The following is a 22,067-nucleotide window of genomic DNA, read 5'->3' as shown; positions in this document are numbered from 1 at the left end:
TTTCGGACTGCAAATGTACGCAGATATTATATACTGCCAAAAGTTTTTTTAAGGGTAATAAATATAATTTACAAATAAGGTTATCAACATTGTTACAATTAGCCACAAAGGCACAACGGCTCGAAGTAACACTAAGAAAATAAGGGAGAAAAAAAGATGAATTAGCTTTATTATATTCGATAACCTTTAAACTTCTTTTCTTTGTGCTGCTTTGTGTTTTTGCGTCTTTGTGGCAAAAAATATCACGCCAGCCACTCCCTTGTGTGCAAACATGCCTGCAACAATTTATCTTCTTCGCTGCCCGGCACAGGTTGGTAATTATATTCAAACCGTACCGTGGGGGGAAGGCTCATTAATATGCTCTCTATCCTTCCATTGGTTTTTAGGCCAAACAAAGTGCCCCTGTCGTGCACAAGGTTAAATTCGGTATATCTTCCCCTGCGTATTTCCTGCCAGTGCTTATGTGCATCTGTATAAGGAATTGTTTTTCTGGCATTTACAATAGGGATATATGCTTTTGTAAATGCATCCCCACAGGCCATGCCAAAATTCATCCAAAAGTTTACATCTTTTGTTTCTGAAGGACGTTGATAGTCATAAAAAATACCACCTATACCCCTTCTTTCATTGTTGCGGTGATAGTTGATAAAATAATCGTCGCAATGCTTTTTGAAAGAGGGGTAAAAGCTGCTATCGAACCCGTCGCAAACATCTTTATAGGTTTGGTGGAAATGGACTGCATCCTCATCCATCAAATAATAAGGCGTTAAATCCGTTCCGCCACCAAACCACCTGTCAATCACGTCCCCTGTCTCATTATATAATTCAAACATCCTGTAATTGCAATGCACTGTAGGCACAAATGGGTTCATAGGGTGTAGCACCAAACTTAGCCCACATGCAAACCAGGAAAGGTTTTGAGTGGCAAATTCATTTGGCAATTTTAGTTGGGCACGCATGGCATCTGTAACCACGCCACTAACAGCAGATGTGTTTACCCCGCCTTTTTCAAATACATTGCCATTGGCAATCACCCTTGTTTTGCCCCCCCCGCCTTCTGGCCTTGCCCATTCATCTTCCACGAAAGTGGCTTTACCATCTGCCTCCTCCAAAGCTGCGCAAATATTGTTTTGCAGGCTGTGTATATAATCAACCCATTGTTGTTTAATGTTCTGCATTTTATTCTTCAATTAGTGTAGAGAGTTGCTGTTCCAGCTCCTCTTTGTTGGGAAGATATAATTGGTATTTAATGGCTCCACATAAATAAGTGGGACACTGTCCCACTTATTTGGAAACTGATATAAAACCGTCTGATATAAATTAGATTAGATCTGCCAAAACCTTTGCCATACATCAGGCTCAAGTCTTTTGATAATTTATCTAATAACTGCGCTCCATACTCAGCCTTTTGTTTGCCACCTTGTTCAAATTCAACAATATGCTTCCCAATCTCCCAATAGGTTTGTACTAAAATAGTATTGATAGACTGGGCAGCTTTTTGCCTGCCCTCTTTTAGCAAAAGGCCTATTTGTTGTATAAGGGAGTCGTATTTGTTTTCAGGTACTTGCATAACCTAAACTGTTTTATTTCATGAAACGGTTTGCATATTTCAATAAAATTAGGTAAGGATTAACTTAAATGAGCAACTCGTTGTTACCACTTATACTCCTTCACCGTATCCACAAACGCCTTAGCATGGTCTACTGGTACATGTGGCAAAATTCCATGCCCAAGGTTGGCTACATACCTGCCCTTGCCAAAAGCTTGCAACATTTCTGTCACTTCTTTTTTAATGACTGGTATTGGAGCTAATAATTTTGCAGGGTCGAAATTGCCTTGGAGGGTAATGTTATCTCCTACAAACTGCCTTGCCGTAGCAGGTTTGATACACCAGTCTATACCCAATCCTGCTGCTCCTGTGGCTGCCATTGCATCTAGGCTTTGCCATGCACCTTTGGCAAATACAATGGTTAATACCTCATCTTTCAATGCAGCAACTATCTGGCGTATATAATATAAAGAATAGGTTTCAAAATCGTGTGGGCTAAGCAAGCCGCCCCAGCTATCAAAAATCTGTACTACATCAGCCCCGGCTTTAGCTTGTGCTTTCAGGTAGGCGATCGTAGTATCTGTAATCATTTGCAGTAGCGTGTGTGCCAACGCTGGCTGGGTATAGCAGAACTCTTTTGCCTTGTCAAAGGTTTTTGAGCCTTTGCCTTCTACCATATAACATAGCAATGTCCAAGGTGCACCCGCAAAACCAATGAGTGGTACACGGCCATTCAGTTCTTGTTTAATTAATTTCAAAGCTTCAAATACATAACCCAGCGATTCCTGCACATCAGGCACACGCACCCTTTGTAAATCGGCAACAGTTGCTATTGGGTTAGGCAATATTGGGCCTTTGCTTTCTATCAACTGCACCTCGAGACCCATTGCTTGCGGCACTACCAATATATCCGAAAATAAAATGGCGGCATCCACCCCCACAATATCCACTGGTTGTATCGTTATGGCGGCTGCTAGTTCTGGTGTCTGGCACCTTTCAAAAAAGCCATATTTGTTCTTGATGGCCATGTACTCTGGCAAATACCTACCAGCCTGACGCATCATCCACACGGGTACTCTTTCTGTCGGTTCGCCCCTTAATGTCCGTAATAATAAATCGTTCTGTAGCACTTTTGAGTTATGAATTATAAGTTATGAATGATGAGTTGTTTGTCTTCTTGCCCCTCTCCTTTGTTCTTGCCCCCTCTCCCTTGGAGAGGGCTGGGGTGAGGTCGGGTTGGGGGTGAGGTCTCACTCTCCGGTTAATGATGCGCTTAGGTCTCCTCCTATTCCCCCTTTAGGGGATAGGGGTGTGGATAGGGGCAAAATGCCCAACCGCCTTTCTTGCCAAGCTATCCTTATCTGGCGAATCACTAACAACAACTGTATTGCCAGAATAGTTGGCTATTGTTTTTGCAGTAGTATTGCCTATGGCAAATAAAATAGTACTTGTATCAACTGTGTTGATGGAAAAAAAACTTTCCACAGCACTTGGGCTATAAAATAAAATGCCATCATATTTCTTGTCAATCAAAATGGGGGTGGCTTCTGTGGCATAAACTACTATTTCTTCCAAATCTACTTGATGGGTGCTTAGTAGTTGGGGTAATTCATCCCTTCTTATATTGCCACAAAAAAATACAGCTTCCTTTGCTGGGTTATCTATAAGGGTTTGTGCCAGCGAAACAGCATCTTTTCCGGTTCCTTTTATAGAATCATCCCCAAAATGTTCTTTTACAATTGTTTTGGTAGTACCACCCATACAATAAATATCCCATTCAGGCTTTGTGCCATCCAAACTTGCAATAACTGCTTCTGCTGCATTCATGCTGGTAAATACTACTGCTGTTTTTTCTGCTGCTAATTGCTTGATCCTATCCTTTACCTGCGGGGAAATATTTACCGAAGTCTCAATAAAAGAAACACAGTCTATCCATACATTTTCGGAAGCTGCTTCTTGCAATAGTTGCGGTGCTAAAGGCCGGGTACTTAATATTTGGATGGGGTTATTTCGCATTATTTATTTTGTCTATTATGGCCTGCCCACCATTGTCTAAAAGAGTTTTTGCCGCTAATGCCCCACCGTTTGCTGCATCCTCAAAAGCGATGGTTTGCTCTACCTCCGCTTTCTCAGACCCGTCTGTAGCCACAACATTTCCCCTAAAGTAAATGCCATTGTCTTTTATCTCTGCCAATGCGCTGATAGGGGTGGAGCATCCACCTAACAATACCCTTAAGAAATCCCTTTCTATTTTGGTACAAATGGCCGTATCCGTATCGTTGAAGTGTTTGCAGGCTTCCAAACTATAACTATCCCCTTCTTTACAAACCACCATAATAGCACCTTGCGCAGGGGCGGGTAACATCCAGTCTAAATCTATGCTGTTCTCAGGCCTTAAATTAATCCTTTCCAACCCCGCAGCAGCAAAAATAGCTCCATGCCAGTTGCTCTCCTCTACTTTCCGCAATCGGGTATTTACATTGCCCCGTAAATTCTCTATGGCATGATTAGGGTATCTGTGCAACCATTGCGCCTTCCTGCGGATACTGCTTGTAGCGATGACTAGGCGTGAGGCGTAAGGGGTAAGGCGTAAGTCATCACCAGTAAGAGAGAAAGGACTATTCAATTCTTCTTCTTCCTTATGCCTTACGCCTAATGCCTCACGCCTTACCAATATATCCTTATAACTAGCCCTCTTCAATACCGCACTTTGTACAATGCCTTTAGGCAATTGCGTTGGTACGTCTTTCATGGAGTGCACGGCAATGTCTATTTTATTGCTTAGCAAGGCAATATCCAAGCTGCGGGTAAATACACCTTGAACACCCATTTCATAAAGGGGTGTAACCAAGTCTATATCACCTTCGCTTTTTATATATACCAATTCAGCATTGTAGCCATTATCTTTCAGCAGGCTCTGCACTAGCGTTGCCTGCCATACAGCCAACTGGCTTTCACGGGTACCGATGCGAATTACTTTTTGCATGATGAAGAATCAATGATAGGGTTTAAGTTGAATGTCCAATAAAGCCATCTATTCAATAATCGGAGGCTTTCCTATTCCTTCTCGAGGGTTGGCCGTAGACCGGGGTGGTTATCCTTCTCTTTGCGCCTTCTCTGCGGTTAAGCCATCCGCTTCAATCAAAACTGAGATGTGTACACGGTATTCTTTAGGGGCGGAGGGGTGTAGCGCAGGGGGTTTTGCAAGCTTTACGCAATAAATTCATTAATGGCTTCTATAAAGTTGCAGCCGCCTTTTCTTTCCTTCCGCATATTAGCCGCCATGTTATTGATTACCTTTTGTATTTTAACATGATGGTCAACTCCCACGGCATTGCTTTGGGTAGTGTAGTAGGTATTGAACAAGGTGCAATCTTGCATTTCTAGCAATTTGCTTTTTACCGCTTTTATAACAGGCACGTTTTTGCGCATTTCTTGCCATTCATTAAACTCAGTAATGTGTTCTGCAATTATTGCTTTCGCTTTAGGTACCTCTGCCATCCTTTTTTGTAAGGTGGCATCGTTTATTTTAGCTAAATCATCTACATTAACCAGTGTTATATGTGCCAATGACTTACAATCTGGAGCTATATTATTAGGTATAGATAAATCAATCAATACTTTCGCATTCCCATTCGAAAAATGTGCTTTGTGGATAATAGGGGTAGCAGCATTGGTAGCCACAATAATTATGTCAGCCGCTTGTATTTCATGTTCTATCAATTCATACGAGCCTACTTTTAGGTTTAGCTCATCGGCCAATTCTTTTGCTTTGTCTGCAGTGCGGTTAATGAGGGTAATATTGGTGTTGTTTAGGTAATCCACCACATTCTTACAAGTGTTCCGGCCAATTTTACCTGTACCTAGCAACAATATTTTCTTGTCGCTGATATCTACAACGTTCTCTTTTAAAAACTGTATGGCTGCAAACGCAACAGACACAGTGCCGCCACTAAGAGCAGTATTGTTTTTGATGCTTTTAGATGCTTGTATCACGGAGTTTACCAACCGTTCCATAAAACTCCCTATTCCACCATGCTCCTTAGAAAATTTGAAAGCCTGTTTTATCTGGCCAATTATTTCATAGTCGCCTAATATTTGTGAATCTAAACCCGCCCCCACAGAAAATAAGTGTGTAATTGCCTCAGCACCTTTTTTGGTATAAGAAAGGCGGTTGAATGTGTCTATATCACCCGTTGTAGTAGAACATAATAATTGGGTCAAGGCTTTTGCAGAAGTGGCCAACCCGTAAATTTCTGTCCTATTGCAAGTGCTAATCACCAATACTTCTGATATGCCTGCTTGTTTGGCACCCTCTATTAAAGAAAGGTATTGCTCCGTACCGACAGCAAATTGCCCTCTGATAGATGCTTCTGTTTTTTTGTAATTGATCCCTGCAGCAAAAAATAGATGTCCAGTCATAAGTCAATAGCCTGTTTTAAGGAGGGGGCTATAAAGAATTACGCAAATGTAGCCTTGTCGGTTTCCACATTCTTATGATTTTAATCATGCTTGTGTCATTTTTGTGTCATGTTTAATTGAGAAAGATGAAAAGGCAAGAGGCAAGCAGGGAAAAAGTGGGAAAGTTGTACTTAAAACCAGAACTTATTTCAATCCGTACATTTTATTTAACGCTATCAAACATTAAATTCCATTTAATCCCCTCAATCCTTTAAATCCAGGTTCAGACATATTACATTTGTAAAATAGAAAAAAATATGGGTACAGTAAAACGTGGGATTATTTTGATGAACCTTGGGTCGCCAGACTCAACGGCAACAAAGGATGTAAGGAAATACCTTGCGGAATTTTTGATGGATGAAAAGGTAATTGACACTCCTTATATAGCCCGTTTGCTGCTGGTTAGGGGCATCATCGTGCCGCTTAGGGCACCCAAAAGTGCTGAAGCCTACCGCACCATCTGGTGGAAAGAGGGCTCGCCTTTGATACAACTCACCAAGCAACTGCAACAAGCCGTGCAGCAACAAATACCGGAACCCGTGGAAATAGCCATGCGATATGGCAACCCCACCCCGCAGTATGCTTATGATAAATTAATAAAGGAACATCCTTCCATTGAGGAAGTGGTGCTGATGCCCCTCTACCCCCATTACGCCATGAGCAGCTACGAAACTGCTGTAGATTACATGAAGGAAGTGCATAAAAAACAAGGGTACAAGTTTTCATTAACTACCGTCAAGCCTTATTATAACAACCCCGATTATATCCATGCGTTTGCTGAACATATTAAGCCCTACTTAAACCAGGATTTCGACCATATCTTGTTCAGCTACCATGGCATACCCGAAAGGCATTTGCTAAAAACAGACCCCACTAAGCAGCATTGCCTGCAAGCTGCCGACTGTTGTAACAATCCATCGGTAGCACACGAAACCTGCTACCGCCACCAGTGTCTTGCCACAACGGCTTTAACCGCAGAAGCATTAGGTTTGCCAAAGGAAAAATATAGTTATTCTTTTCAGTCTAGGCTTGGCCGCGACCCTTGGCTGAAACCCTATACCGACTTCCGCCTATCAGATATGCCAAAAGAAGGGATAAAAAAACTATTGATTATTTGCCCGGCTTTTGTAAGCGACTGCCTAGAAACGCTGGAAGAAATAGCCATCCGTGGTAAGGAAGATTTTTTGGCCGCCGGTGGGGAAACATACCAGATGATACCTTGTTTAAACACAGACCCTTTGTGGGTAAACGCAGTAAGCAAGTGGGTGAAAAAGGAATTATGAGTTATGAAATAAAGGCATCGTAAAGGCGAACCTTTACGATGCCTTTGTTTATTTAATAAATTTAAAGACTAGCAGCATGATAATCACCAATACGCCAATCAGTGAAACAATAAACAAGTAGTCTGCAATGGCTTCAAAACGCCTTTCTTTGGTTTCGTTGCTTGTACGGATAGAAATGAAAGAAAAAATACAGGAAAAGGTGAGCAGCAGGGTAATTACCGATGTAAACTCATCGATAATACTGCTATCGGCAGTATTGGAAACGTGAAAGGAGGTGATAACAAAAAGGCAGAATCCCAATAGGTTAGTAGCGGTGCCGAGTATATGCTGCGAAGTATTATTGGCCATGCACAAAACTACTTGTAAACTCATAAGTAATAAGCCATAATTATCTTGATATAATTCTAAGAGGGTTTCGTTCTTGCCCCTCTCCTTCGGAGAGGGGTTGGGGTGAGGTCTCTAAAATAAATAGTATTAACTTAATTATGTCTGCATACTTACTACTGATTACCTATACATAAAAAAAATCGCTTTGGCTGCCTTTTTTTGATTTGTCCTGAAAGATGTCCTAATTTGTAAAAAACCTTATCTTTGATGTATAAATGCACCTGATACAAAGCCTTTACAAAGCTAGTGTGCCAGTAGCAGTATCGTAGTTCTTTTTTTACTAATATTAAAATAGTGGTTTTTAAAAATTAGGGTATTATAATTCCTTATCACTTTATTATCATAAAATGATTAGTTTACTATCAGTTTCCTATCAATAAATTATCAGTAAATGATAGTAAAATTAGCATAAATGATACTTTTTTTCTACTAAAAATTTTATAATGTTAATTGATAATCAATCGATTACAAAAGAAATGAGGATTTTAAAAAAAAATCTGGATCGGCAAAGAAGATCAAAAATGGCAAAACTGAAACTATTTTAATAAAAAAACTTAGTACAATAATAGTATAAAAAATATACAACTGTCCTGGTTTGCCCTACACCTTTTTGCACCCTCTTCCATGCAAGAGCTCGTTGCGACCTTTTAGGATGAGTAAGGTCGGGTCGGAATTGGGGTCTGCTAAGGTGAATTTTTACTAAAAAGCGAAAAATTTTTTTGCCCCCAAAGTGTTATACTAACCACTCACTTCTCACCACTCCATACCTTTGTCCATAAAATTAATTTGGTATGGACATAGCTGGCATAAGAAAAGATTATAAGCTAGAGGCGTTAGACGAAACGGGCGTGGCAAAAAATGCCATTGAGCAATTCTCGCAATGGTGGGAAGAGGCAGTAAAAAGCAATATTGAGGAAGTAAATGCCATGGTGTTGGCCACTGCATCAAAGGAGGGGGTACCCACCTCACGCATTGTATTGCTAAAGGGCTTTGATGCTAATGGTTTTATATTTTTCACCAATTACAATAGTAGGAAAGGGCTGCAAATGGCCGAAAACAACCATGTTTCCTTGTTGTTTTTTTGGAAAGAATTAGAACGGCAGGTGAATATAATAGGTACCGTGCAAAAAACAGACACCAAAACGAGCGACAATTATTTTTTTAGCCGCCCTGTGGGTAGCCGTATCGGCGCATGGAGCTCACCACAAAGCACTATTATTGATAGCCGTGAGGTACTGGAACAGAATGAGCAACAATACAAGCAGCAGTTTGGCGAAACGGTGCCTCGCCCGCCGCATTGGGGAGGCTATATTGTAAAACCCAAAAGCATAGAATTTTGGCAGGGCAGGAGCAACAGGCTGCACGACAGGCTGCTATATAGTTTGCAGCAAGGCAATAGTTGGACAATAGAGCGCTTGGCACCTTGACAAAACGTTACCAAGCACTGTTTAATTATATTTTAAAATGGCGATGAGTTGATAAATTAAATCAACAGAATTCAGTATTTATGCTTGAAGTGTAAATACTAAATGTTAATATATTTGCTATGCTTATGTTTTTTAAATTTACATTGCTATTTTTATTTTTTAACCCATACACAAAACGAATGAGCTTTAAATTTTTATCGGTAATCCTTTTTGCCAGCCTATCTGTTTGTGCCAAGGCACAACTGACTGAAACCTATGAGCACAAAGGCGAATATGGCGCATCAATAGGCGTGGCGCATTATTTTGGCGACCTAAACCCCAATGCAGCCATCAACAAGCCCAAATTTTCAGGGGGCATTTTTTACAAGCGGCAATTGAACAACTATATAGGCATAAAAGCAAGCGGCAATTATTCCTTGTTGGGCTATTCCGATGCGTATAGCAAAGACTCTGCACAACGGATAAGAAACCTCAGTTTTAACTCCAATGTGTGGGAAGTAAGCCTAAGTGGCGATTTTAATTTCTTTAAATTTTATCCCGAATTGCCAGAATACCGGTTTACACCCTATGTTAGCCTCGGCATTGGCGTGATGCACTTCGATCCCTATACTTACATAGACGGTACAAAAGTCTTTTTGCGTGACTTAGGTACCGAAGGCCAGGGCAGAACAGATTACCCAGATAGAAAAAAATATAGCAAGTATGCGCTGATTGTGCCTATTGGCTTTGGGTTTAAATACAATATTACCAATGAGATTAATCTATTCGGCGAATTAACATACCGTTTTACTAGTACAGACTATTTGGATGATGTAAGCACCACTTATGTAACACCCGATGTAGGCAATTTTAAAAGCAACCAAATAAACCAGCTATCAGATAGAAGCGGCGTATATGGCTATACACACGCCCCAGGTCAACAGAGGGGTAATAGCACGCAAAAAGATGCCTATGCTACTTTGCAAATAGGTATTTCTGTTAATATACAAGATTACAAGTGCCCTTTTTAAACACTTAGGCGGTAATAATTTAAATACTAAATGTAAAAATCCCCGGTAAAAAATGATTTACCGGGGATTTTAGTGTACTAGTACGCTCAAAAACTATTCTTTCTCTTCCTCGTCTTTAATGCCTAGTCCTGCTGTTTGTGCCTCGCTTATTTTGGCCCTTATTTTGCCTTCAATCTCGTTGGCTAGTTCGGGGTTGTCCCTTAGCAAGCCTTTCACGGCATCCCTGCCTTGGCCTAGTTTGTTAGACTCATAGCTAAACCAACTGCCACTTTTGTTTACAATGCCTAGCTCTACGCCCATGTCTATTATCTCGCCCAGCTTGCTGATGCCTTCGCCAAAAATAATATCAAACTCAGCCGACCTAAATGGCGGTGCCACTTTGTTTTTTACCACTTTTACTTTAACATGGTTGCCTATTGCTGCATCGCCATCTTTTATTTGGGCGGAACGGCGTATGTCTAGCCTCACGGAAGCATAAAATTTCAACGCATTGCCACCGGTAGTGGTTTCTGGGTTGCCAAACATTACCCCTATTTTTTCCCTCAACTGGTTAATGAAAATACAGATGGTATTGGTTTTGTTGATAGTAGCAGCCAGTTTCCGCAATGCTTGGCTCATCAACCTTGCCTGAAGCCCCATTTTGCTGTCGCCCATTTCGCCTTCCAGTTCGCTTTTGGGTACCAAGGCAGCAACAGAATCTATCACTACCACGTCCAATGCGCCTGACAATATCAAGCGGTCCGCAATTTCCAATGCCTGTTCGCCATAGTCTGGCTGGGAGATAAGCAGATTGTCCACATCCACGCCTAGTTTTTGGGCGTAGGCACTGTCAAACGCATGTTCCGCATCTATAATGGCACACATGCCGCCTTTCTTTTGTGCTTCTGCAATGATATGCGTGGCAATGGTGGTTTTACCACTGCTTTCTGGTCCGTATATTTCTACTATCCTTCCCCTTGGTATGCCGCCAACGCCCAATGCTGCATCTAAGCCAATAGACCCCGTAGAGATAACCTCCATGGGTTCCTTGCTTTTTTCGTTCATCATCATTACGCTGCCTTTGCCATAGTCTTTGTCAATTTTGTCCATTGTAAGCTTTAGGGCCTTCATTTTTTCTGCGTTCAACATGCTATCGAGATTTTATTGTTTACATTATTTGAAACGTAAAGATAATAGAATTACTTGTATTCAATTAGCAAAAAGTTAGTAAAAAGATAAAATATTTAGTAAAACAACTAGGTGTCAAAGGAATAAAATAGTCGCGAAGAAACAAAAGCACGAAGAAGCACAAAGAAAAAAGAGTTTAAAGGTTAGGCAATGAAAGAAGTTTTTCAACATCCTCCATTTTTTAGTATAGCATACATCACGTTGCCTGAAACAGATAAATTGAAAACCTTCCCATCCATAGGACAAAGTATCCGTTTCCATGTTTTTCCCTTGTTTGATGATTGATAAATGCCGTCAGGATGACCACAAAATAAGTTTTCACCAACCTGAATAATTGAGGCAATGGAGAGGCTTCCCGGAAGGCCAGCATCAATGGCCTGCCAGGTTTTACCGCCGTCGTAAGATGTACTCACTCTTCTGGTATTCCACAGTGTATTGAAAGTGATCGCAGCGAAGCCGCCTTTGATGTTTTCTACAGCAATACCCACACCGCCTTCACTGATTACCACCGCCCAGTTTTCACCATCATCGGTAGATCTTATTATCCCTGTCATACTGGTAGCTAATAGTACACCATTCTGCTCTACCAATTTCAATACCCAGCCTCCAACATGTACATGTTTCCAAGTTTTTCCGCCGTTGGTAGATTTAAAAAGCCCATTCTCAGAGCCTATAAAAACAGTGCCTCCAGCAGTTTCAAAAACAGTGCGTACCTTCCCTTTAAAACTCGTGAACACTGGCGACCATACATTTGTTCCGTTTGTTTTTTGTAAAATCTGCCCTCCGTAATTGTAGGCAAATATCCCTTTGTTAGCAGGGGCAATGTTGCTCATTTTGTCAGGAAAAATCTCTTTTTTCCAAACAGGAGTTGTGGGATTTTGTTCAATGTGGTATATCCACTTACCAGAACGTAAATAAAGCCCATTGTAATTTGCAAAGTCTTCAGCTTTATACACGTAACTATCTACCTGATAACCTTCTCCCTGCATATTTTTTGGCAGCCCTTTGCCAATGTCCTGCCATGTCTTTCCCCCATCTGTAGATTTAAAAATGATGTTTGCAGTTGCATTCTTATCTCTTTTTTGTGTACGCTGGCTATCTTGGATAGGGGATGCCTGTAAAAATTTCAACGATTGATCAAAGCCAAATGAGCTTTGAAAAAGAACTAAAAAAGCAATGTAATTAATGACATTCATGACTTTAATTGATTTGATGAAACAATAAAGTAAAGGTATCAGGCGTCAACTGCCCCGAAGCTATTGAATAGTAAAAACTTGTAAATGAGATGTAAAACGTTTGTAAAACCTCTAAAAAATGAGGTCTAATAGATTATTTTGTACGCATGAAGCCATTTATGCTGTTCGCATCTTCAATACTATTCATTGGTATGATGATCGCTGATGTTGCATTTTTCAATAATAGAGTTTGTGTCAGTTTAATTACAGGGTATTTAACGGGTTTTCTCTGGTAGAATTTATTACATCTTGACAAAAAAATCCAGCAGCTAATAATGGGTTTTATGATAGTAAGTCTTGACGAACATAGCTTCATCATTTGTTCTTTATTGTGCTTCAGTTCGGGCAGGAAGAAATAAATTTGGCTATGAATAAAACATCCGCAATATTGCAATTATTGGGATTTGATTGTGGGTTGACCCAGCACTATGCCCCTGCTTGTAAGGCAATACCCTGCTTGTTAGCGGCAATGCGGGTGTAACATGAAGTGAAGTTTGGAAATACAATAATAGTTTATAAAGAAAATGATTTTAAGAAAAGCAACTTTTTCTGAACTGCATGTTATTTGGGACATTTTACAAGAGGCAATTGAACAAAGAAAACAAGATGGCAGCGAACAATGGCAAAATGGCTATCCCAATGAACAGACTGTACATAATGATATAAGCAAAGGCTACGCATTCGTGCTAATTGACAATAATGTTGTAATAGCTTATGCAGCAATTATATTTGGAATAGAACCTGCTTATAATGACATTAAAGGCAAATGGCTTACCAATGACGACTACGTTGTTATACATCGTATTGCTACATCCAACACTGTAAAAGGGAAAAGTGTGGCTACATATTTATTTAAATTGATAGAAGGTTTATGCATTGAACAGAAAGTGTATAGTATCAAAGTGGACACCAATTTTGACAATGTGCCTATGATAAAAATTTTAGAAAAACTAAGCTATACTTATTGTGGAGAAATTTTTTTTAGCGGTGCCCCACGAAAAGCCTATGAAAAAGTTATTACAGGCAGGTAATTGAGTAGGTGGCAATCGAGGCAAAGAATTGTTGACTAACTGCCCTGCCGCTAACACTCGGTTTGCAGCTATGCTGGCGGATGGAAGAGAAAACAGCATAGCAGCAACTATCGGCTAATATAAGGCAGACGAATTTCTATTTAGCATTTGGTGTTAACTTTATCATCAATAAATTTATTCGGCCGCAGTTCCTGGCTGTACATTATGAAGTCCCAGCACAGCAACATTCCGGTTACATTTTGTTTCATGTACGACAAAAACCTCATCATAAATGAAACTTACCATAATTATAATTTTACTGACATTTACAAATTTTATCTATGGACAACTGACTATTGCTAAAATTGACAGTGCTAAATTGCCTAAAGAAATTAAATATTCTGGACACATAACTAATTCAGTAAAATGGACTGATAACCTTGGCATAAACTATGTACTGACAACTGCAACAGGTGAATATTTAAACAAAAACAATGAAAATGATAATTTTAAGAGTGCAGCACTTTATGCTTATCACTACATTTTAAAAGATGACAGCTTGAAATTGCTTTGGAAAATTTACGATTTTAACAAAGATTGTGACTTTGACCTTTATTTAAGGTTCATTGACAATACATTCAAAGTAACTGACCTTGATAAAAATGGAATAGCAGAAGTTTGGGTTATGTATGAAAACCAATGTACAAGTGACGTTTCACCTGCACCGACAAAAATAATTATGTACGAAGGCAATAAAAAGTATGCAGTTCGAGGAGAAAACAAAGTTAAAATTTCAGAGAAAGAGTTTATAGGCGGACAATACAATTTAGATAATAACTTTAAAAATGGCAATCCCTTGTTTAGACAATTCGCAATTGACCTTTGGAAAAAAAATGAGCTCAAAAAATGGTAATACTAAAAGCACAGCAGGCAACATCCGTATTTGCAATATGGCTGGCTTGATAGAACAAACTTTGCTTTTGATCCCTTGCCTAGCGCAAGTTAAAACTTATGGATGCTGGCACAAGCGGAACGCTTGTGCATTGCAAGCCACATACTTGCGGCAGCAAACCCGAATTATTTGGGCTATTGAGCTAGCGGACTACTATATTCAGCCACAGTGTAAATAATTGGATGTGCGTTGTATGCATACGTGGAAACACACTAAAAGTAATAGAAAAACCTTTGATTTTTACAAAAAAAGCACAATAAGCTAGGGTGCATTTTAAAATTTCATTTTTTGTTGTTTCCTATTTGGCAGAAACAGGACATATATTATTTACATAAATAAATCGCTGCTGTTTGCTGCCCAGCAAGCATCCTATATGGGGGAAATTTGGGGTACTCATGGGGGCATATTTCCCCCATATAGGATTGTCCTTTTCAATAGTCCGTGAATTATTCCCAATTTTACTGTATGCTGGCCCATTGTTCCCGCTAGGCCAGCCGCCTCGGTTGTCCTAGCCCTAGTTCTTAGACTTATGGCATTAAATTTATAGGTAAATAAAAATTATAATATGTTAATTTCTGCCTTAAAAACACGCAAAAAACACTCACTTTTACTCAAAAACACTCATAAATCACTTACTTCTCACTCACAAAACACTCATCTTAAAAAACAAAAAGGTACTGTATTTCAATTAGTTATCATCAAATAAGACTTGAAAATTAAAATAAGGGTCAAAATACCCTGACAAACGAAGGGGCAACGGTCTCAAAAAGCGTATAAAAAGATGTGTCCCCGCAGCAGCTCTTCGGAGGGGTACAGTAGGTGCAGCTATTTTTGGATAACACAATTTGCGAAGTTTTGAAATGCACCCATGCTAATGGGTGCATAAAACTTTTTCGCTTTATCTTGATACCCCTCATTCTATAAAACAGTATCTTTGTTTACAAATGCACTTGATACAAACTACTTACAAAACTAGTGTCTTGTCATCCAAATCGTAGCTCTTTTTTTACTAATATTAAAATAGTTGTAGTCTCAAACTTTGGTCTTGTATGTATGGCTGTAAAATAGGCACAAATTAGGCACAAAATGAGCATAAAATAAGCATAAAATGAGCGTAAATTACGCACAAACCAAGCACAAAGTACTCAAAAAATAAGCACAAAAATTTGATGTTGTTATTGATAATCAATGGCTTACAAGGGCGGCAACAATTTTTGAAAAAAGAAACAACGTAAAAATCCCACAAAAATAGCATAACTAAAACTATTTTAATATTACACTAGGAGATATTGATATTATTAAAAATTGCAAACAATGTCTTCTTGCCCTGTTCCTGTTACACTTTCCTTTGGGTAACTAGTCCCAGTCTTTCGGAAGGGATGAGGTTGGCTAGGTTGATTTTTTAATAAAAAAACAAAAAACTTTTATGCGCCCGACTAAGCGCTTTTAAAAAATATTTGGTGTAAAATACAATTTCGGCAACTGTTTTTCTTTATTAAGGATAAAAAGTATATCCGAGAATATGGCCTACAATGCTTACTCCAACTTATTTATTTCCCATTTCGAGTCCTTGGAAAACCCTCGGAGGCCTAAGAAAGGGAATTTCTTAGACCCGCTGACAGAGGTTTTGTTTATGGTAGTCACGGCAATGCTGTGTGGTTATAGCTACAACGAGTGCATTGCAGACTTTGGGAGGATGAACCTGGATTGGCTAAGAAAGTATTTCCCCTATGTGCACGTTACTTGTTCCCACGATGTGATAGGCAGGTTGCTGCACCCGAAAAACAACACTCCCCATGGCTATGCTTTTTGCAATTACCTTCACGCCAAATTTTTAATAAAAATAGTTGCATGGTTTTAGTTACGGGGGCAAGTGGGCTAGTTGGTTCTCATTTAATATCTTACTTATTGCTGCAAGGCAAAAAGGTAAGGGCCTTGCACCGTGGCGAGCCTCCTGTATTGGCACATCCGAACCTAGAATGGTTCCGGGGTGATATACTAGATGTAATAGATTTGGAAGAAGCCATGCAAGGCATTGCACAAGTATATCATTGCGCAGCAACGGTATCTTTTAGCCCAAAAGAAAAAAAGCAACTTTTTCAGGTGAATGTGGATGGTACTGCAAATGTGGTAAACGCCTGTTTAAATACTGGAATAGAAAAACTATTGTACATCAGCTCGGTAGCCGCCCTCGGAAGGTTTGGCGAAAAAGAACTAATTAACGAAACTATGTCATGGACCGAGGCCAAAGGCAACAGCCTATATGGCAAAACCAAATACCTAGCCGAGATGGAAGTATGGCGGGGCATTGGCGAGGGGCTAGATGCAGTGATTATAAACCCCACGATTATACTTGGTGCTGGCGACTGGGACAAAGGGTCTTCCGCCATTTTCAAGTCTGCCTATAACCAGTTCCCTTGGTTTACAGACGGCAGTACGGGCTTTGTTGACGTACAGGACCTGGCAAAAGCAATGGTACTGCTGATGGATAGTAACATTACTGCACAGCGGTTTATAATAAACGGGGCAAATATGCCTTACAAGGATTTGTTCAGTAGTATCGCCACGTTCTTTGGCAAAAAACCACCACACAAAACTGTTACCAAAACAATGGTCGCTATTGTTTGGCGGCTGGAAGCCGTAAAAGCTGCTTTTACAGGCAAAAAACCATTGCTTACCAAAGAAACAGCCCATACGGCGCAGGCCAAGGTTAAATTCGATAACAGCAAACTATTAGCCTATTTGCCAGGCTTTGCCTACACGCCTATACAGGCTACACTCGAAAGGGTTTGTAGGGAACTAAAAGAAAAGTATAATTTATAAGAAGCAAAAAATTTCTGATGCCATACCAGTCTAAGGATTGCCAACCTTCAAAAAGTTGGCAACCCAACTATAAACAATATCACTATACTATGGCTTCTTTGTGCTGCTTCGAGCCTTTGCGCCTTAGTGGCAAACACTTTTCCACCGAATTTTGGCTTTGTTAATAATAAGATAATATAAATAGCAGCGGAATGTAATAAAATTAATGTATTTTACACAAAATATTTTATTATGCGCTGGAGAAAGTTTAACGGGGAACAAATCAACCTTCCAATTAAAGAAGCAGTAGTAGAAGCCATTAAAAAGGAAGTAGAAAAAGGGGTTAAATTAAAAGTATGTATTGGCACGGACAGCCAAGTAAAAGGCGCAGAAACAGAGTTTGCAACCGTTATTGTTTTCCTACGTGAACATGCCGGTGGGTTCATGTACATCCACAACGAGAAAACAAGGCAAAAATTCCACTTGAAAGAGCGGATGCTGAGCGAAGTGGCAAAAAGCATAGAAGTGGCTTATGCCTTGTGCGACTTGTTTATCGAGTTCAAGGTGGACATGGAAGTACATGCCGACATCAACACCAACCCTGCATTTAAAAGCAACGATGCACTGAAAGAAGCCATGGGCTACATCCTAGGCATGGGCTTTGCTTTCAAAGCAAAACCCGAAGCGTTTGCCAGTAGCTGCTGCGCAGACAAAATGGTGAACTAGGCTGCACAGAAAAAATTGCCACGGAGACACGAAGGCTCAAATCAGCAAAATGTCCTAAGTGAAGAAAGTACTGTTAATATAGGATTCAGACGGGTATAAACCCCGCCTATGGCTTCTACTCCCCTATATTGCCTATTTACCTCAAAACTACACTATCAATCCATCTTTCATATACACTATTCGGTTGCTCATGGCAGCCAGTTCTTGGTTGTGTGTAACAATTAAAAAGGTTTGCTGAAGGGTATTGCGCAATTCTACAAAAAGATGGTGCAGTGCTTTTGCGTTCTCACTGTCTAGGTTGCCTGTTGGCTCATCGGCAAAAACAATGCTTGGGTTATTGATCAAAGCCCTTGCCACAGCTACCCGCTGCTGCTCGCCGCCGCTTAGCTGCTGGGGCTTGTTGCCTGCCCTTGCGCCAAGGCCTAATATGTCTAATAGCTTAGAGGCTTCTGTTTTTACTTCTCTTTTGCTGCGGCCTGCTATCCAGCCGGGTATGCAGATGTTTTCTATAGCAGTGAATTCGGGCAGCAAATGATGGAACTGGAACACAAAGCCAATATGCTTGTTGCGGAAAGCAGCCAATTTTCTGCCCTGCAATAAATCCAAAGGTTGGTTGGCTATTACAATATTGCCGCTATCGGGCGTGTCCAATGTGCCAAGGATATGCAGTAGCGTGCTTTTACCAGCACCAGAGCTGCCCACGATAGACACTATCTCGCTTTTGCCCACTGAGATATCTACCCCTTTCAGTACCGCCAGCCCTTCGTATTTCTTTGTAATCCCTATTGCCTGTAACATTGCCCTGTTGTTGCTATTGAGTTGTAAACATACAAAGGCTTATTATTTATTGGTTATTATAAATTTTGGTGCATATAAATCCTCGCTAATTTTCAAATATTATTTCACCATATAGGCACAGTAGGGAAATAAAATATGTAATGGCCCAATTATCATAAGGGCAGGTATGAGCTATTCAAAACCACAGTTTTTGCTGCCCCTATCTATTATAAAACCTATGTTGGTCTTAGCTATTCATACTTATATTACTAGGGCTTTTCAAAAGCCAGATCTATGTGGCTATATGCTAGTAAATACACTTTTTGTACCTCTTTCTGTCTTCCTGCCTTCTTGGCAAAAAAATCCCTTTTGTTATTTCTAACCCTTTCTTTGTAAACTTGTTGCTTATAAAGATGGCAAAAGTACGTTTATACCTGTGTTTATGTTGTTTGCCCTGCTTATTGGGTGGGCTAGTGGCGTCACAAAACACTTATTTGCAGGTAAAGCCAATAGATGCAAGCACTGCTTTTGTAAACGATACGCTGCGTGTAAAAACACAATTCGGAAACCTCCTGCAATGCCGCCAATATATACAGCAGCTACCGGGGCAATTGCAGGCACAGGGCTTTTTGGCAGCATCTATTGACAGCCTGAAAGAGCGTAAAGATACCGTTTGTGTAAGCCTGTTTGTTGGAAAAAAATATATATGGGAGTCCATTGCTATCCAGGGCAAAGACAAACCATTGCTGGCACAACTGGGCTTGAAAGAAGATTGGTACAAAGCAAAGCCAGTGAATGCACAACAAGTGAGCAACCTGCAAAACAAGTTGTTGGATTATTGCCTGAAGAACGGCTACCCCTTTGCAGCTATACAGTTTGATAGTGTTGCCCTGCACGATTACTGGGTAGATGCATCATTAAATATAAGAAAAGGCATCCCTTATAAACTTGACAGTATCAGGGTTTTAGGCACAGCAAAAATAAACAACAGCTTTCTGTACCATTATCTCAATTTAACCCCCGGCGGATTGTTTAATGCCGACAAACTGAACAAGATAAACCAGCTACTAAAGCAATTGCCTTACTTGCAGCAAAGCAAAGACTGGGACATGACCATGCTGGCCAGCTCGTACCTAGTAAACCTATACCTGCAACCCAAAAGAAGCAACCAGATAAATGTATTAGTGGGTTTTTTGCCCGCCAACCAGCAAAATGGTGGCAACCTTTTATTTACAGGCGAAGCTACCGTAAACCTGAAAAACCCATTTGGGGCAGGCGAAACCATCGGGCTAAACTGGCAGCAACTGCAAGCTGCATCGCCTAGGCTAAATGTTATTTACCAACAACCTTACCTGTTCAATTCGCCTTATGGGGTAGATTTCAGTTTCGATTTGTATAAAAAAGACTCTGCCTACCTGAATATCACTTCTAAAATAGGGATGCAATACTTGGCATTGGCAAGGCAAAAAGGCACTGTTGCCTTGCAATGGTTTGCCACAAACCTGCTAACAGTAGACACGGCAACCGTAAAAGCAACCCACCGCCTGCCCGATATTGCAGACATGAGCAACACCAGCATCAGCATTGAATATGCAGCCGATAATACCAACTATTCCCTAAACCCCATTAAGGGCGATAATTACAGTATCCTGCTATCCGCAGGCAATAAAATAATCAAGAAAAGCAATGCCGTGCTTCAATTGAAAGATACATTTGATTACAGCTCTTTGTACGACTCTGTGAAGCTAAATACCTATTCCGTTCGGCTAAAAGGGGTATATGAACAATACACGCAAGTGGGGTGGCAATCTGTGCTGAAAACGGCTGCCACGGCTGGGTGGATAGAGAGCGCCAGCTATTTCCGCAACGAGCTTTTCCAGATTGGCGGGTACAAGCTATTGCGTGGCTTTGACGAGGAGAGCATTATTGCCAACCGTTTTGTTGTAGGCACGGTGGAGTACAGGTATTTGCTGGGCATCAATTCTTATTTCAATGGCTTTGCCGACGTGGGCTTTACCCATAATTCCATTACTGCTATCAACAACAATTTTATAGGTGCAGGCATTGGGCTGGCATTTGAAACCAAGCAGGGCATAGTAAATATTAGCTATGCCGCCGGCAAGCGTAACGACCTGCCCTTTAACCTGCGGGAGTCTAAGATACATATTGGGTTTGTGAGTGTGTTTTAACATCCCTTAATCACCTATTTTTGCCGCAGATGTTTCCCTGCAAAAAAATATATTTTTTTCTTTTCTTTCTGCTGTGCAGCGTGGCTGTGCAAGCACAGGATGACACTGCATTGAAATCAGAGGTGGTTCAAACTGGCTTTGCAAAAAAAGACAGTACAGGAATTACCAATGTCAGAAAAGCAAACGTAGCGGCAAGAGCAATGCCAATAATAAAAGACTCTGGGAATGCAGCCGTGGATAGCTTAGAGGTTGCAAAAAAGCTAGCTGATTCCCTGCACATACAGGATTCAATTAAAAAAATACAAGCAAAAAAACTACTTCCCCCAAAAGACACATCTACCTACGCAGGTTTTTTTGGCGGGCTGTATATCCCTGTTTTTCAAAAGGCTGTGGCCATGCTGGAAAAAGAGCGCACGCCACAAGGCAAAGACGAGTTGTTTTATATACTGGTAGGGCTGGTGGCATTAGTGGCTTTTACCAAGGCATTGTTCCCTAAATATTTTGCCAATATGTTTTCCTTGTTTTTCCTTACTTCATACAGGCAAAAACAGGCTGTGGAGCAAATAACGAGCAACAAAATTTCTTCTATACTGCTCAATACCGTTTTTGTGCTTTGCGGGGCCATCTACATAAGCCTCATTTTCGACACAAAGGGGCTGCTACACAAAAACTTCTGGATGGTAATGCTATATACTGTGGGCGTTTTGGCCACTGTGTATATATTCAAATACCTTTTCCTCAGTTTTATTGGCTGGGTGTTCAATGCAAGCGAAGCTGTATCTACCTATACATTTGTGGTGTTCCTTAGCAACAAAATGGTGGCTATTATTTTCCTGCCCTTTGTTTTTGTGCTGGCATTTACCGGCAGCCCCATTGCAGATGCAGCGCTGGTAATTACTTATTTTTTGTTATTGCTGGTATTATTATATCGTTATTTTGTTGCATTGGGCGTGTTGCGAAGCAATTTGAACGTAAATGCCTTGCACTTTTTCCTATACCTTTGCACCATTGAGATATTGCCATTGTTATTAATTTATAAAGCCGTGTTTAAATTAATAGCCAGAAGCATTTAGTTTTGCAAAATATTAGAAA

Annotated in this window: 20 protein-coding genes; 10 read left to right on the top strand and 10 right to left on the bottom strand. The window is 40.4% G+C overall.

The annotated features are described in order from the left end of the window. Positions 1–242: 242 nt before the first annotated feature. The 6 genes from hemF to hemA all read right to left on the bottom strand — a co-directional run bounded on the left by hemF (position 243) and on the right by hemA (position 5,971). Positions 243–1,178, bottom strand: coding sequence for an oxygen-dependent coproporphyrinogen oxidase (gene hemF / locus ACHFIY_RS11105; protein ID WP_410846164.1), 936 nt, complete (start codon positions 1,176–1,178; stop codon positions 243–245). A 68-nt stretch (positions 1,179–1,246) separates the two neighbouring features. Beyond that, positions 1,247–1,570: a DUF1016 N-terminal domain-containing protein gene (locus tag ACHFIY_RS11100; RefSeq protein WP_410846163.1), complete on the bottom strand. Its 324-nt coding sequence runs from the start codon at positions 1,568–1,570 to the stop codon at positions 1,247–1,249. A gap of 83 nt (positions 1,571–1,653) precedes the next feature. Then, a complete protein-coding gene (hemE, locus tag ACHFIY_RS11095) occupies positions 1,654–2,679 on the bottom strand; it encodes a uroporphyrinogen decarboxylase (RefSeq protein WP_410846162.1) in 1,026 nt (341 codons plus the stop codon). A gap of 166 nt (positions 2,680–2,845) precedes the next feature. Next, positions 2,846–3,565: a uroporphyrinogen-III synthase gene (locus ACHFIY_RS11090; RefSeq protein WP_410846161.1), complete on the bottom strand. Its 720-nt coding sequence runs from the start codon at positions 3,563–3,565 to the stop codon at positions 2,846–2,848. Continuing rightward, positions 3,555–4,535, bottom strand: coding sequence for a hydroxymethylbilane synthase (locus tag ACHFIY_RS11085; RefSeq protein WP_410846160.1), 981 nt, complete (start codon positions 4,533–4,535; stop codon positions 3,555–3,557). The genes ACHFIY_RS11090 and ACHFIY_RS11085 overlap by 11 nt, the downstream gene beginning before the upstream one ends. Before the next feature lie 224 nt (positions 4,536–4,759). Then, on the bottom strand, positions 4,760–5,971 hold the full coding sequence (hemA, locus tag ACHFIY_RS11080; RefSeq protein WP_410846159.1) for a glutamyl-tRNA reductase: 1,212 nt from the start codon (positions 5,969–5,971) through the stop codon (positions 4,760–4,762). A gap of 296 nt (positions 5,972–6,267) precedes the next feature. Between hemA and hemH the strand changes: the two genes are divergently transcribed. Next, on the top strand, positions 6,268–7,293 hold the full coding sequence (hemH, locus tag ACHFIY_RS11075) for a ferrochelatase (protein WP_410846158.1): 1,026 nt from the start codon (positions 6,268–6,270) through the stop codon (positions 7,291–7,293). A gap of 48 nt (positions 7,294–7,341) precedes the next feature. Here hemH and ACHFIY_RS11070 read toward each other — a convergent pair whose 3' ends face one another. Beyond that, positions 7,342–7,665: a hypothetical protein gene (locus tag ACHFIY_RS11070; protein WP_410846157.1), complete on the bottom strand. Its 324-nt coding sequence runs from the start codon at positions 7,663–7,665 to the stop codon at positions 7,342–7,344. A gap of 806 nt (positions 7,666–8,471) precedes the next feature. Here ACHFIY_RS11070 and pdxH point away from each other — a divergent pair. After that, on the top strand, positions 8,472–9,107 hold the full coding sequence (gene pdxH / locus ACHFIY_RS11065; protein WP_410846156.1) for a pyridoxamine 5'-phosphate oxidase: 636 nt from the start codon (positions 8,472–8,474) through the stop codon (positions 9,105–9,107). Positions 9,108–9,286: 179 nt separating this feature from the next. Next, the gene (porG, locus tag ACHFIY_RS11060; protein WP_410846155.1) at positions 9,287–10,117 is read left to right on the top strand and encodes a type IX secretion system protein PorG; all 831 of its coding nucleotides are present in this window, start codon (positions 9,287–9,289) and stop codon (positions 10,115–10,117) included. A gap of 93 nt (positions 10,118–10,210) precedes the next feature. On the opposite strand, the gene recA is transcribed toward porG, so the two are convergent. Together recA and ACHFIY_RS11050 are read right to left on the bottom strand one after the other, a co-directional pair. Beyond that, entirely contained in the window at positions 10,211–11,245 is a 1,035-nt protein-coding gene (recA, locus tag ACHFIY_RS11055) for a recombinase RecA (RefSeq protein ID WP_489685641.1), read from the bottom strand. A 203-nt stretch (positions 11,246–11,448) separates the two neighbouring features. Next, complete coding sequence (locus tag ACHFIY_RS11050) at positions 11,449–12,480, bottom strand: WD40/YVTN/BNR-like repeat-containing protein (RefSeq protein WP_410846154.1); 1,032 nt, start codon at positions 12,478–12,480, stop codon at positions 11,449–11,451. 563 nt (positions 12,481–13,043) lie between these two features. On the opposite strand from ACHFIY_RS11050, the gene ACHFIY_RS11045 reads away from it, so the two are divergent. The 5 genes from ACHFIY_RS11045 to ACHFIY_RS11025 all read left to right on the top strand — a co-directional run bounded on the left by ACHFIY_RS11045 (position 13,044) and on the right by ACHFIY_RS11025 (position 18,009). After that, a complete protein-coding gene (locus ACHFIY_RS11045) occupies positions 13,044–13,550 on the top strand; it encodes a GNAT family N-acetyltransferase (protein ID WP_410846153.1) in 507 nt (168 codons plus the stop codon). 271 nt (positions 13,551–13,821) lie between these two features. Then, positions 13,822–14,442, top strand: a complete 621-nt coding sequence (locus tag ACHFIY_RS11040) for a M949_RS01915 family surface polysaccharide biosynthesis protein (protein WP_410846152.1) — start codon at positions 13,822–13,824, stop codon at positions 14,440–14,442. A gap of 1,561 nt (positions 14,443–16,003) precedes the next feature. Then, positions 16,004–16,342 carry a transposase family protein gene (locus tag ACHFIY_RS11035; RefSeq protein WP_410846151.1) on the top strand — a complete coding sequence of 113 codons (339 nt, stop codon included), beginning with the start codon at positions 16,004–16,006 and terminating at the stop codon, positions 16,340–16,342. Then, positions 16,333–17,304, top strand: a complete 972-nt coding sequence (locus ACHFIY_RS11030; RefSeq protein WP_410846150.1) for an NAD-dependent epimerase/dehydratase family protein — start codon at positions 16,333–16,335, stop codon at positions 17,302–17,304. The genes ACHFIY_RS11035 and ACHFIY_RS11030 overlap by 10 nt, the downstream gene beginning before the upstream one ends. A 231-nt stretch (positions 17,305–17,535) precedes the next feature. Beyond that, positions 17,536–18,009 carry a ribonuclease H-like YkuK family protein gene (locus ACHFIY_RS11025; protein ID WP_410846149.1) on the top strand — a complete coding sequence of 158 codons (474 nt, stop codon included), beginning with the start codon at positions 17,536–17,538 and terminating at the stop codon, positions 18,007–18,009. 147 nt (positions 18,010–18,156) lie between these two features. Here ACHFIY_RS11025 and ACHFIY_RS11020 read toward each other — a convergent pair whose 3' ends face one another. Further along, on the bottom strand, positions 18,157–18,807 hold the full coding sequence (locus tag ACHFIY_RS11020; RefSeq protein WP_410846148.1) for an ABC transporter ATP-binding protein: 651 nt from the start codon (positions 18,805–18,807) through the stop codon (positions 18,157–18,159). A gap of 392 nt (positions 18,808–19,199) precedes the next feature. Between ACHFIY_RS11020 and ACHFIY_RS11015 the strand changes: the two genes are divergently transcribed. After that, a complete protein-coding gene (locus ACHFIY_RS11015) occupies positions 19,200–20,975 on the top strand; it encodes a BamA/TamA family outer membrane protein (RefSeq protein WP_410846147.1) in 1,776 nt (591 codons plus the stop codon). A 29-nt stretch (positions 20,976–21,004) separates the two neighbouring features. Further along, on the top strand, positions 21,005–22,048 hold the full coding sequence (locus ACHFIY_RS11010) for a DUF4271 domain-containing protein (RefSeq protein ID WP_410846223.1): 1,044 nt from the start codon (positions 21,005–21,007) through the stop codon (positions 22,046–22,048). The last annotated feature ends 19 nt before the right edge of the window (positions 22,049–22,067 follow it).

The sequence above is a fragment of the Parasediminibacterium schistidii genome, from assembly GCF_046546515.1.
GTDB lineage: Bacteria > Bacteroidota > Bacteroidia > Chitinophagales > Chitinophagaceae > Parasediminibacterium.
Note: the sequence above shows the minus strand (reverse complement) of the source record. Positions and strands in the feature narration are given on the sequence as shown.

Excerpts from the sequence above, each read along its gene's own strand:
- ACHFIY_RS11050 (WP_410846154.1), bottom strand. The coding sequence starts at position 12,480 with ATGAATGTCATTAATTACATTGCTTTTTTAGTTCTTTTTCAAAGCTCA.
- ACHFIY_RS11100 (WP_410846163.1), bottom strand. The coding sequence starts at position 1,570 with ATGCAAGTACCTGAAAACAAATACGACTCCCTTATACAACAAATAGGC.
- ACHFIY_RS11020 (WP_410846148.1), bottom strand. The coding sequence starts at position 18,807 with ATGTTACAGGCAATAGGGATTACAAAGAAATACGAAGGGCTGGCGGTA.
- ACHFIY_RS11015 (WP_410846147.1), top strand. The coding sequence starts at position 19,200 with ATGGCAAAAGTACGTTTATACCTGTGTTTATGTTGTTTGCCCTGCTTA.
- hemF (WP_410846164.1), bottom strand. The coding sequence starts at position 1,178 with ATGCAGAACATTAAACAACAATGGGTTGATTATATACACAGCCTGCAA.
- hemA (WP_410846159.1), bottom strand. The coding sequence starts at position 5,971 with ATGACTGGACATCTATTTTTTGCTGCAGGGATCAATTACAAAAAAACA.
- ACHFIY_RS11030 (WP_410846150.1), top strand. The coding sequence starts at position 16,333 with ATGGTTTTAGTTACGGGGGCAAGTGGGCTAGTTGGTTCTCATTTAATA.
- ACHFIY_RS11035 (WP_410846151.1), top strand. The coding sequence starts at position 16,004 with ATGGCCTACAATGCTTACTCCAACTTATTTATTTCCCATTTCGAGTCC.
- ACHFIY_RS11040 (WP_410846152.1), top strand. The coding sequence starts at position 13,822 with ATGAAACTTACCATAATTATAATTTTACTGACATTTACAAATTTTATC.
- ACHFIY_RS11090 (WP_410846161.1), bottom strand. The coding sequence starts at position 3,565 with ATGCGAAATAACCCCATCCAAATATTAAGTACCCGGCCTTTAGCACCG.
- hemH (WP_410846158.1), top strand. The coding sequence starts at position 6,268 with ATGGGTACAGTAAAACGTGGGATTATTTTGATGAACCTTGGGTCGCCA.
- ACHFIY_RS11025 (WP_410846149.1), top strand. The coding sequence starts at position 17,536 with ATGCGCTGGAGAAAGTTTAACGGGGAACAAATCAACCTTCCAATTAAA.
- ACHFIY_RS11045 (WP_410846153.1), top strand. The coding sequence starts at position 13,044 with ATGATTTTAAGAAAAGCAACTTTTTCTGAACTGCATGTTATTTGGGAC.
- ACHFIY_RS11085 (WP_410846160.1), bottom strand. The coding sequence starts at position 4,535 with ATGCAAAAAGTAATTCGCATCGGTACCCGTGAAAGCCAGTTGGCTGTA.
- ACHFIY_RS11010 (WP_410846223.1), top strand. The coding sequence starts at position 21,005 with ATGTTTCCCTGCAAAAAAATATATTTTTTTCTTTTCTTTCTGCTGTGC.
- recA (WP_489685641.1), bottom strand. The coding sequence starts at position 11,245 with ATGTTGAACGCAGAAAAAATGAAGGCCCTAAAGCTTACAATGGACAAA.
- pdxH (WP_410846156.1), top strand. The coding sequence starts at position 8,472 with ATGGACATAGCTGGCATAAGAAAAGATTATAAGCTAGAGGCGTTAGAC.
- porG (WP_410846155.1), top strand. The coding sequence starts at position 9,287 with ATGAGCTTTAAATTTTTATCGGTAATCCTTTTTGCCAGCCTATCTGTT.
- ACHFIY_RS11070 (WP_410846157.1), bottom strand. The coding sequence starts at position 7,665 with ATGAGTTTACAAGTAGTTTTGTGCATGGCCAATAATACTTCGCAGCAT.